The organism is uncultured Sphingomonas sp. (assembly GCF_937859915.1).
Lineage (GTDB): Bacteria > Pseudomonadota > Alphaproteobacteria > Sphingomonadales > Sphingomonadaceae > Solisphingomonas.
Genome location: NZ_CALMAW010000101.1, coordinates 1 through 11,177 on the forward strand (window position 1 = coordinate 1; position 11,177 = coordinate 11,177).

General features: G+C 68.8%; 9 protein-coding genes. 3 read left to right on the forward strand and 6 right to left on the reverse strand.

The window, feature by feature from the left end; genetic code table 11:
- Nucleotides 1–90: 90 nt before the first annotated feature.
- The 3 genes from Q0326_RS13410 to Q0326_RS13420 all read right to left on the reverse strand — a co-directional run bounded on the left by Q0326_RS13410 (nucleotide 91) and on the right by Q0326_RS13420 (nucleotide 3,219).
- Entirely contained in the window at nucleotides 91–1,314 is a 1,224-nt protein-coding gene (locus Q0326_RS13410) for a cyclopropane-fatty-acyl-phospholipid synthase family protein (protein WP_298691305.1), read from the reverse strand.
- A 72-nt stretch (nucleotides 1,315–1,386) separates the two neighbouring features.
- Nucleotides 1,387–2,604 (reverse strand): 23S rRNA (adenine(2503)-C(2))-methyltransferase RlmN, encoded by a 1,218-nt coding sequence (gene rlmN / locus Q0326_RS13415; RefSeq protein ID WP_298691307.1) that lies wholly within the window; start codon nucleotides 2,602–2,604, stop codon nucleotides 1,387–1,389.
- 93 nt (nucleotides 2,605–2,697) lie between these two features.
- Entirely contained in the window at nucleotides 2,698–3,219 is a 522-nt protein-coding gene (locus tag Q0326_RS13420) for a hypothetical protein (protein ID WP_298691309.1), read from the reverse strand.
- Between the two features lie 181 nt (nucleotides 3,220–3,400).
- On the opposite strand from Q0326_RS13420, the gene dnaN reads away from it, so the two are divergent.
- Together dnaN and Q0326_RS13430 are read left to right on the forward strand one after the other, a co-directional pair.
- Nucleotides 3,401–4,519: a DNA polymerase III subunit beta gene (gene dnaN / locus Q0326_RS13425; RefSeq protein ID WP_298691311.1), complete on the forward strand. Its 1,119-nt coding sequence runs from the start codon at nucleotides 3,401–3,403 to the stop codon at nucleotides 4,517–4,519.
- A 93-nt stretch (nucleotides 4,520–4,612) separates the two neighbouring features.
- Entirely contained in the window at nucleotides 4,613–4,897 is a 285-nt protein-coding gene (locus tag Q0326_RS13430; protein WP_298691313.1) for a hypothetical protein, read from the forward strand.
- 18 nt (nucleotides 4,898–4,915) lie between these two features.
- Here Q0326_RS13430 and Q0326_RS13435 read toward each other — a convergent pair whose 3' ends face one another.
- Complete coding sequence (locus Q0326_RS13435) at nucleotides 4,916–5,122, reverse strand: TOBE domain-containing protein (protein ID WP_298691315.1); 207 nt, start codon at nucleotides 5,120–5,122, stop codon at nucleotides 4,916–4,918.
- On the reverse strand, nucleotides 5,119–7,698 hold the full coding sequence (gene mutS / locus Q0326_RS13440; RefSeq protein ID WP_298691321.1) for a DNA mismatch repair protein MutS: 2,580 nt from the start codon (nucleotides 7,696–7,698) through the stop codon (nucleotides 5,119–5,121). Before mutS ends, Q0326_RS13435 begins: the two co-directional genes overlap by 4 nt.
- A gap of 120 nt (nucleotides 7,699–7,818) precedes the next feature.
- On the opposite strand from mutS, the gene Q0326_RS13445 reads away from it, so the two are divergent.
- The gene (locus tag Q0326_RS13445; protein WP_298691317.1) at nucleotides 7,819–10,068 is read left to right on the forward strand and encodes an NADP-dependent malic enzyme; all 2,250 of its coding nucleotides are present in this window, start codon (nucleotides 7,819–7,821) and stop codon (nucleotides 10,066–10,068) included.
- 116 nt (nucleotides 10,069–10,184) lie between these two features.
- Here Q0326_RS13445 and Q0326_RS13450 read toward each other — a convergent pair.
- The coding region (locus Q0326_RS13450; RefSeq protein WP_298691319.1) for a response regulator at nucleotides 10,185–11,177 on the reverse strand (993 nt) is incomplete at its 5' end.

An 11,177-nucleotide genomic window follows, 5' to 3' on the forward strand; every position in this document is an offset into this window, starting at 1 on the left:
GGCCCAGGCCCGCAGCTTGTGGCGGGCACAACGTTAGACAAGCGACGTGGGGCCTGGGCCCCGGCGTGCGCCGGGGAACGGCTATCTATCTCACCCCTTCGAAAGCAGCGCCGCTTCGTCGCGTGCGAGATAGTCCCGGGTGATCGGCAGCGCGCGGCGGTTGCGGACATATTGGATCTGGAAATTGACCATCTCGCCCCAGCGGAAGGCGGTGGTCGCGCCGGCGAGGTAGAAGCGCCACATGCGATAGAAGCGTTCGTCGTACAGCGCGACGATCTGCTCGCGCGCCGCGCCCGTGCGCGCGTACCAATGGTCGATGGTGAGGCCGTAGTGCAGCCGCAGCACCTCGATGTCGGAGACGATCAGCCGCTCGCGCTCGCTTGCCGCCACCGTCTCGCTCATCGCGGGGATGTAACCGCCGGGGAAGATATATTTGGCGGTGAAGCTGTCGGTATAGCCCGGCGGCCCCATCCGCCCGATCGTGTGGATCAGCGCGACGCCGTCCTCGGTCAGCAGGTCGCGGACCTTGCGGAAATAGGTGCGGAAATCGGGCACGCCGACATGCTCGAACATGCCGACCGACACGATGCGGTCGAAATGGCCGGTCAGCGTGCGATAGTCGATCAGCTCGAAGCGGACGCGGTCGGCGACGCCCGCCGCCTCGGCCCGCTGCCGCGCGACCTTGAGTTGCTCCTCGCTGAGCGTGATGCCGAGCACGTCGACGTCGGCGACGCGGTGGAGATAGAGCGCCATCCCGCCCCAGCCGCAGCCGATGTCGAGCACAGTCTGGCCAGGCTTCAGATCAAGCTTGGCGGCGATGTGCGCCTTCTTGGCGAGCTGCGACCGGTCGAGGTCGAAATCGACATTGTCCTCGCCGAAATAGGCGCAGCTATATTGCTTGTCGCGATCGAGAAAGAGATCGTAGAGCCGATCCGACAGATCGTAATGATGCGCGACGTTGCGCTTCGACTGGCGCGCCGAATTGGCGCGGAACAGCCTGGTCAGCCAGGGGTGCTCGCCGGTGCCAAGCCCGTCGTCGCGCGCGGACTCCCACGGCACGTTGGCGCGGAACAGGTCGAGCAGCGCCAGAATGTCGTCGCCGTCGACGTCGAGCCGGCCGTCCATATAGGCCTCCGACACACCCAGCGTCGGCTTGCGCATGATGTCGAACGGCACGCGGCGATCGTGGAAGGTCATGTGGACGGGCGCGCGCGCCGGATCGGCGGCCCCATAGCGGTGGGTGCGGCCGGCGGCGTCGGTGATGATCAGCTCACCCTTGCGGATGATACGGCGGAAGAACGGATCGAGTAGCATTTCAGGACGTGCTTTAGGGGCAGCACGCCCTTTTTCGCAAGATCACAGGATAAAAGGCAACGATTCGAGCGGTCAGCCAAGCGCCGCCTGCTTCTCGTCGGCCAGCCGGTCGAGCTCGGCACGGCTCTTCTTCTCCGCCGCCGACTTGAGCTGGCCGCACGCCGCCATGATGTCGCGACCCCGCGGGGTGCGCACCGGCGCCGAGATGCCCGCCTCGAAGACGATGTTGGAAAAGGCGCGGATCCGCTCGGGCGTCGAGCATTCATAATCCGCGCCCGGCCAAGGGTTGAACGGGATCAGATTGACCTTGGCGGGCAGCTTGTAGTGGCGCAGCAGCCGGACCAGTTCGTGCGCATCCTCGGCGCTGTCGTTCTTGTCCTTGAGCATGACATATTCGAAGGTGATCCGCCGCGCATTATTGGCGCCGGGATAGGCGGCGCAGGCAGCGAGCAGCTCGTCGATGCCATATTTGCGGTTGAGCGGGACGATCTCGTCGCGCACTTCCTTGGTCACCGCGTGCAGCGAGACCGCGAGGTTGACGCCGATCTCCTCGCCGGCGCGCGCGATCATCGGCACCACGCCCGAGGTCGACAGCGTAATCCGCCGGCGCGACAGGCCGAGCCCGTCGCCGTCCATGACGATCTTGAGCGCGTCGCGCACCGCGTCGAAATTATAGAGCGGCTCGCCCATCCCCATCATCACGATGTTGGTGAGCATGCGGCCCTCGGGCTGCGACGGCCACTCACCGAGCGCGTCGCGCGCGAGCATGACTTGGCCGACGATCTCGCCCGGTGTCAGGTTGCGCACCAGCCGCATCGTGCCGGTGAAGCAGAAGCGGCAATTGAGCGTGCAGCCGACCTGGCTCGACACGCACAGCGTGCCGCGATCCGCATCGGGGATGAACACCATTTCGAAATCATGCCCGTCGGGCGAGCGCAGCAGCCATTTGCGCGTGCCGTCGGTCGAGACCTGCGCGGTCACCACCTCGGGCCGCGCGACGACGAAGCGCTCGGCGAGCCAGGGATGCTGGACCTTGGCGATGTCGGTCATCGTCGTGAAGTCGGTGGCACCACGATGATAGATCCAGTGCCACAGCTGTTTGGCGCGCAGCTTGGCCTGCTTGGGCTCGAGCCCGCCCGCCTCCAGCGCGGCCTTGATCTGCTCGCGGGTGAGCCCCACCAGATCGATTTTGCCATCCTCGCGGACAGGCATGGCGCGCGGCACGGGCACGGGATCGACGTGGCCGGGAATCGGCATCAGGTTGGCGGCGGTCTGCATGGGGCGGCACATAGGCGAATCTTCGGGCTTTTTCCAGCGGTGCGCATTGTGCGTGCCCCCGTTCGCCGGGAGCACGCTCAGACGGTGCGAATTCCCTCGGCTTCGTCAGTGCGCGGGCATGCACGCCAGCGCCGCGGCGTCGATCGCGCTTGCCGCGCCATGCAGCCGATAGCCGTCGGCGAAGGGCATGCCCGTCGCCGTGACGCCGCTGATGCTCATCGAGCTGCCCGAGCGCATCGTCGCGATGATCGCGGCATCGGCATGGCGATCGCGCGCCCAGGCCTGCTGCCCGCGCACGACGAGTGCGAAGGACGCGTCGCCGATGCTCAACGTCGCGGGACCGCGCGGGGCATGGCTGAGATGGATCGCGAGCTGTGCGCGGATTCGACGCGCCGGCCAGTTTGCCACCGACGCGAAGGCGCCATGCCCCGCCGCGGCGGTGCCGCGCGGGGGTTCGGCGATCGCGAAGCAGCGCGAGGGCGCGTCGGTCGGGCCGTCGCGGAACGCCGCCCAATCGCGGAACACGTCGATCGTCGACCGCCCGTCCGCACCCGGCCTGGACGCGGCCGCGCCCGCGGCAGACGTTGCAAGCAGCGCCATCCCGATCGCCGCCCCGATCCCGTCCATCGCTCGCATCGCGCCCCCTCGCCCGCGGCCTCTATCGAACGCCGCGTGCGACAACGCCAGTCCTTTGAAAATCCCGTACGACGATCCCTACCGAAGGGTTAAGGCTCCCGCGGTTAAGGCTGGCGGCGTGGCGCGCCCACGCTATAACCATGCTCCAACCGTGCGGGTGAATGGGGATTTCATGAAGGCGACGATCGAGCGGGCTACGCTTCTCAAGGGCCTGAGCCATGTCCAGTCGGTGGTGGAACGGCGCAACACCATCCCGATCCTGTCCAACGTGCTGCTCGAGGCGTCGGCCGGCGGCGGGCTCAAGCTGATGGCGACCGACCTCGACCTGCAGATCGTCGAGACCGTCGACGCCGCGGTCGATACAGCGGGTGCCACCACGGTCTCGGCGCACACGCTGTTCGACATCGTGCGCAAGCTGCCCGAGGGCAGCCAGGTCCAGCTCACCGCCGCGGAAGGCAAGATGCTGGTCACCGGCGGCCGCGCGCGCTTCAACCTCTCGACGCTGCCGCGCGACGATTTCCCGGTGATCGCCGAGGGCGAACTGCCGACCCGCTTCGACCTCCCCGCCGCGACGCTGCGCCAGATCGTCGACAAGACGCGCTTCGCGATCTCGACCGAGGAGACGCGCTACTATCTCAACGGCATCTATCTCCACACCTCGGAAGAGGGATCGGACGGCCCGGTGCTCAAGGCCGCCGCGACCGACGGTCACCGCCTCGCCCGCATGACGGTCGCGCAGCCGCAGGGCGCCTCGGGCATGCCCGGCGTGATCATCCCGCGCAAATGCGTGGCGGAGCTGCGCAAGCTGCTCGACGAGCTCGACGGCTCGGTCGAGGTTTCGCTGTCCTCGACCAAGATCCGCTTCGGGCTGGGCCAGGCGACGCTGACCTCGAAGCTGATCGACGGCACTTTCCCCGACTATTCGCGCGTCATCCCGACCGGCAACGACAAGCTGCTCAAGATCGACCCCAAGAGCTTCATGGAGGGCGTCGACCGCGTCGCCACGATCGCCAGCGAAAAGACCCGCGCGGTCAAGATGACGCTCGACCGCGACAAGATCATCCTGTCGGTGACCTCGCCGGAGAACGGCACGGCGGCGGAGGAAGTCCCCGGCGACTATACCTCGCTCGGCTTCGACATCGGCTTCAACGCGCGCTATTTGATGGACATTCTCGGGCAGATCGAGAGCGACGAGGTCGAGGTCCATTTGGCCGACGCCGCCGCGCCGACGCTGATCCGCGAGAGCGAGAAGGCCCCGGCGCTGTACGTGCTGATGCCGATGCGGGTGTAAAGTCTCCTGATCGGCCGCTGGTCGCCCGCGATTTGGGTAACCGGCGGATCGGGTCTATCGTGCCGGCAGGAGAAACCTCGAAAGGCACGGACGATGGGAACCACCCACACGAGCGACGACGCGCAGAGCCAGTTGCTGGCCAAGATGGAGCATAAGCGCCCCTACGCCTCGAACCAGGCGGCGATCGCGGCGCTCGAACTGGCAACCGCGCTGGCGACCGTGCTGACGCGCCGCTTCGGCGAGGATTTCGCCGACGAACTCTGCGGCGAGCTGAAGCGGCGCGCCCGTGCGCTGCAGGCGGACGATTTCACCAGCCAGTGCACCGCGAGCATCGTCGCCGAGCTCGCCGCAGGACCGATCTGGAAATCGGCGCACTGAGCACCGTCACGGCTCGCCCTATTTGCCGATCAGCACGTCCGACGCCTTGACGATTACCGTCACGGCGTCGCCGATCGCGAGGCCAAGGTCGGCGATCGCTTCCTCGGTGATGTTCGAGGTGACGATCACGCCCTGCCCGATGTCGACCTTGATGCTGCCGTTGACGGCGCCGGGAACGATCTCGACCACGGTGCCCGGGATCTGGTTGCGCGCGCTGATCTTCATTGCGTTTCTCCTGTGTCGGTCACCAAGCTCTTGAGACGATAGACGAGTTCCAGCGCTTCGCGCGGCGCCAGCGCATCGACGTCGACCGCCGCCAGCGCCTCGCGCACGGCATCGGGCGCCTCCGCCTCGCGGGTCGTCGCGGCGGCGAACAGCGGCAGATCGTCGAGCCCTGCGGCAATTCCGCCTGTCTTCTCGCGTCCCTTCTCCAGCCGCGCGAGCACGTCCTTCGCGCGCGCCAATACCGGCTTGGGCAGCCCCGCCAGCCGCGCCACCGCAAGCCCGTAGCTGCGGTCGGCGGCGCCGGTCGCGAGCTCGTGGAGTAGCACCAGCTCGCCCTTCCACTCCTTGGCGCGGACATGGTGGAGCGACAGCGCGTCGAGCTTTTCGGCGAGCCGGGTGAGCTCGTGATAGTGCGTCGCGAACAGGCAGCGGCAGCGGTTGGTCTCGTGCACCGCCTCGACCACCGCCCAGGCGATCGCGAGCCCGTCGTAGGTCGAGGTGCCGCGGCCGACCTCGTCAAGGATGACGAACGACCGCTCGGTCGCCTGCGCCAGGATCGCGGCGGTCTCGATCATCTCGACCATGAAGGTCGAGCGGCCCCGCGCCAGATTGTCCGAGGCGCCGACGCGGCTGAACAGCCGGTCGACCAGCCCCAGGATCGCGGACGTCGCCGGCACGAAGCTGCCGGCCTGCGCGAGCACCGCGATCAGCGCGTTCTGGCGCAGGAAGGTCGACTTCCCGCCCATATTGGGGCCGGTGACCAGCCACAGCCGCGAGTCCTCGGAGAGCCGGCAGTCGTTGGCGACGAAACGCTCGCCGCTAGCCGCCACTGCGCTCTCGACCACCGGGTGGCGACCGCCCTCGATCTCGAAACAGGCGTGCGGGACGATGGCGGGCCGGCACCAGCCGCCTTCGATCGCGCGCTCGGCGAGTCCCGCCGCCACATCAAGCCGCGCGATGGCATCCGCCGTCGCCGCGATCGGATCGCGCGACGCCAGTGCCAGGTCGATCAGCTCCTCGAGATGCGCCTGCTCGGCGGCGAGCGCGTGCGCGCCGGCCTGCCCGACCTTGAGCGCGAGCTCGTGCAGCGCGGGTGCGTTGAAGCGCACGACGCCGGCGAGCGTCTGGCGGTGGGTGAAGCCGCTGTCCGCGCGCATCAGCGGATCGGCATGTTTGGCGCCGACCTCGATATGATAGCCGAGCACGCCATTGTGGCGGATCTTGAGGCCGGCGATCCCGGTCTGGTCGCGGTAGCGCGCCTCGAGCGCGGCGATCGCGCGGCGGCCGTCGCCCGACAGGCCGCGCAGATCGTCGAGCGCCGCGTCATAGCCTTCGGCGATGAAGCCGCCCTGCGCCGCGTCGATCGGCGGGGCTGCGACCAGCGCGCGCGCCAGCCGGTCGACGAGTGCGCCGTGCCCCCGCAGCGCGGGCAGCAATTCAGCGAGCAGCGCCGGCGGCTGGTCGAGCCTGCCGAGCAGTTCGTGGAGATCGCGCGCGCCCGACAGGCCATCGCGGAGCTGGCCGAGATCGCGCGGACCGCCGCGCCCCGCGACCAGCCGTCCGAGCGCGCGGCCGATGTCGGGCAGCGCTTTGAGCGAGGCGCGCAGCCTATCGCGGCACCCGCCGTCCTCGGCGAAGCGCCCGACCAGCGTCAGCCGCGCCTCGATACCGGCGATGTCGTTGAGCGGCGCGGACAGATCGACCGCGAGCAGCCGCGCGCCCGCGCCCGTCACGGTACGGTCGACCGAGTCGAGCAAACTCCCCTTGCGCTCGCCGGTCTGGGTGCGGGTGAGCTCGAGGCTGTCGCGCGTCGCCGCGTCGATCGCCATATGGTCGTCGGCGGTGCGCGGGATCGGGGGCTGGAGGAAGGTCTCGCCGCCCTGCGCGACGCGGTCGAGATAGGCGAGCAGCCCGCCCGCCGCCGCCAGCGCGGCGCGATCGAAGCTGCCATAGCCGTCGAGCGTCGCGACGCCGAAGCGGCTCTTGAGCAGCCGCTCGCCCTCACCGCTCGCGAACGACGCGCGTGCTGCGGTGACGGCACCCTCCAGCCCGAGCGCGCTGCCTTCCGCGACCACCACCTCGGACGGCCCCAGCCGCGCCAGCTCGGCATCAAGGCTGGCGGCAGGCACTGAGGCGAGCTCGAACCGACCCGTCGAGATGTCGCAGGCGGCCAGCCCGATCCGCCCGCCGACGTCGGCCAGCGCGACCAGCCAGTTGGCGGTGCGCGAGTCGAGCAAGGTCTCCTCGGTCAGCGTCCCCGCGGTCACCAGCCGGATGATTTTTCGCGCCACCAGCGCCTTGTAGCCGCCGCGTTCCTTGGCCTGCGCCGGCGTCTCGATCTGCTCGGCGACCGCGACGCGGTGCCCAGCGCGGATCAGCCGCGCCAGATAGGCGTCGGCGGCATGCACCGGCACACCGCACATCGGCGCGCCGTCGCCGCGCGCGGTGAGCGCGATGTCGAGGCAGGCGGCGGCGATCTTGGCATCCTCGAAGAACAGCTCGAAGAAGTCGCCCATCCGGTAGAACAGCAGGCAATCGGGCGCCTCGGCCTTGAGACCGTGATATTGCGTCATCATCGGCGTCAGCGTGGCTGGCGGCGCACTTTTCCCCGTCATGCCCTGCCTGCTACCGGCTTTGGCTTGCCCCTGCCAGCCTCATGCCGCATGGGCACCGAAACGAAGTGAGCGGAGAGAGAAATGCCCGATCGGCTGCAGTTTTCGGATCGCGAGGCGCTCGACTTCCACGCGCAGGGCCGCCCCGGCAAGATCGAGATCATTGCGACCAAGCCGATGGCGACGCAGCGCGACCTCGCGCTCGCCTATTCGCCGGGCGTCGCCGTGCCCGTCCTGGCGATCGCCAAGGATCCGTCGCTTGCCTACGACTATACCGCCAAGGGCAATCTCGTCGCGGTGATCTCGAACGGCACCGCGATTTTGGGACTGGGCAATCTCGGCGCGCTCGCCTCGAAGCCGGTGATGGAAGGCAAGGCGGTGCTGTTCAAGCGCTTCGCCGACGTCGACTCGATCGATCTCGAACTCGCGACCGAGGACGTCAACCGCTTCATCGACGCGGTCGAGCTGATGGAGCCGAGTTTCGGCGGGATCAACCTCGAGGATATCAAGGCGCCCGAATGCTTCGTGATCGAGCAGACATTGCGCGAGCGGATGAACATCCCGGTCTTCCATGACGACCAGCATGGCACCGCGATCATTTCGACCGCCGGTCTGATCAACGCCGCGCATCTCACCGGCCGGCGGTTCGAGGACATGAAGGTTGTCGTCAACGGCGCCGGCGCCGCCTCGATCTCCTGCACCGAGCTCGCCAAGGCGCTCGGCGTCCGCCACGTCATCATGTGCGACTCCAAGGGCGTGATCTACCGGGGGCGCACCGAGGGCATGAACCAGTGGAAGTCGGCGCACGCCGCCGACACCGATGCGCGCACGCTGGCGGACGCGCTGCAGGGCGCCGACGTGTTCCTCGGTCTTTCGGTCGCCGGCGCGCTGACGCCCGAGATGGTCAAGACGATGGCGCCCAAGCCGATCATCTTCGCGATGGCCAACCCCGATCCGGAGATCACGCCCGCCGACGCGCATGCCGCCGTGCCCGACGCGATCGTCGCGACCGGCCGCTCGGACTATCCCAACCAGGTCAACAATGTCCTCGGCTTCCCGTTCATCTTCCGCGGCGCGCTCGACGTGCGCGCGACGACGATCAACGAGGAGATGAAGGTCGCGGCCGCACACGCGCTCGCCGCGCTCGCGCGCCAGCAGGTCCCCGAGGAGGTCGCCGCCGCCTACGGCGTGGCGCACAAATTCGGGCCCGACTACATCATCCCGGCACCGTTCGACCCGCGGCTGATCGAGATGATCCCGGTCGCGGTCGCGCAGGCGGCGATGGATACGGGCGTCGCGCAGAAGCCGATCGCGGACATGGACGCGTACCGCCAGACGCTGCGCGGCCGGCTCAACCCGACCACCTCGGTGCTGGCGTCCGCCTATGAGCAGGCGCGCGCGCGGCCCAAGCGGGTGCTGTTCGCCGAGGCCGAGGAAGAGGTCGTGCTGCGCGCCGCGATCGCTTTCAAGGAGGGCGGCTACGGCATTCCGGTGCTGGTCGGCGTCGACGAGACCCGCGACATGCTGGCGAAACTCGGCGTCGAGGATCCGTCGGGCTACGAGCTGCACAATGCGCGCCACTCGCCGCTGGTGCCGCAGATGGTCGACAAGCTTTACGACCGGCTCAAGCGCAAGGGCCATATGCGCCGCGACGTCGAGCGCATGGTCAACCGCGACCGCAACATCTTTGGCGCGCTGCTGCTCGCGATGGGCGAGGCCGACGTGATGGTCACGGGGATCACCCGCCCGTTCCGCCAGACGATGATCGAGCTGCTGCGGGTGCTCGATCCCGCCACCGGCCACACGCCGTTCGGCATCCACCTTCTGGTCGGGCGCAACCACAGCGTGTTCATCGCCGACACCACGGTCAACGAACGGCCCAGCCCCGAGCAGCTCGCCGACATCGCCGAGCAGACCGCCGAGGTCGCCAAGCGCATGGGCCATGTCCCGCGCGTCGCCTTCCTGTCCTATTCGACCTTCGGCAATCCGACCGGCAATTGGCTGACCAACATCCGCGAGGCGGTCGCGGTGCTCGACCAGCGCGGGGTCGAATTCGAATATGAGGGCGAGATGGCGCCCGACGTCGCGCTCAATCCGGAGGCCGCGAAACGCTATCCGTTCAGCCGGCTGTCGGGGCCGGCCAACGTGCTGGTGATGCCGGGGCTGCAATCGGCGAACCTGTCGGCCAAGCTGCTCAAGGAGCTGGGCGGCGACGCGATGATCGGGCCGATGCTGATCAACATGGAAAAGCCCGTGCAGATCGCCGCGATGACCTCGACCGCGTCGGAGCTGGTGACGCTGGCGGTGCTCGCGGCGGCGGGGATCGCGCGGTAGAACCCCTCTCCCCGTCGGGGAGAGGGTCGCGGCGAGGGGGAGCGACGCGTCAGCGTCGCGTCCCACCTTTGAGGCTGGAACCCCTCACCCAACCCTCTCCCTCAAGGGAGAGGGCTTCAGGTCTCCAGCAGCCCGCGCACGCGCTCCAGCAGCGAATCGGCGCGGAACGGCTTGACCAGCAGCGGCTCCTTGCCCGCGAGCAGCGGCGCGTCGTTGCCCGCATAGCCGCTCATCAGCAGCACGCGCGTCTGCGGCGCGCGCTCCGATATCTCGGCGGAGAGCGCGAAGCCGTCGAGCCCCGGCATCATCACGTCGGAGACGACAAGCTCGGGTGGCGGGCTCTGGCGCGCGAACAGCGACAGCGCGGCACGGCCGTCATGCGCCTCGATCACGCGGTAGCCGGCGTCGCGCAGCGTATCGACGACGAGCTCGCGCAACGCGTCATTGTCCTCGACCACCATCACCGCGGCGGCGTGACGCTGCCGCTCGACGCTGACCTCGCGGATCGCCTGCGGGACGACGGGCACCGCGAGCGTGCGCGGCAGCCAGAGGTGCACCGCGGTGCCCTCGCCGATCCGCGTGTCGATCGTGACGAAGCCGCCCGACTGGCGGACGAAGCCATGGACCTGGCTCAGCCCCAGCCCGGTGCCGCGTCCGACCCCCTTGGTGGTGAAGAACGGCTCGAACGCCCGCGCGCGCACCTCCTCGGTCATGCCGCGACCGGTGTCGGCGACGGTGAGCCGCGCATAGTCGCCCGCATCGACGCCGTGCCGCGCCGCCTCGCGCGTGTCGAGCGCCATGTTGCCGAGCCGGATCGCGAGCGTGCCACCCGCGGCCTCTTCCGCCAGCACGCCGGCGAGCACGCCGGGCGCCGCACCCGCCATCGCATCGCGCGCATTGACCGCGAGGTTGAGGATCGCATTCTCGAGCTGGTTGACGTCGATCTCGACCGGCCAGGCATTGGCCTCGACATAGATCTCGACCACGACCAGCTCGCCGGTCGCGCGCTCGATCAACGTCCGCATGTCGGTCAGCATCTGCGTCAGGTCGGCGGCGCGCGGCGCGAGCCGCTGGCGCCGCGCGAAGGCGAGCAGCCGCTCGGTCAGCGT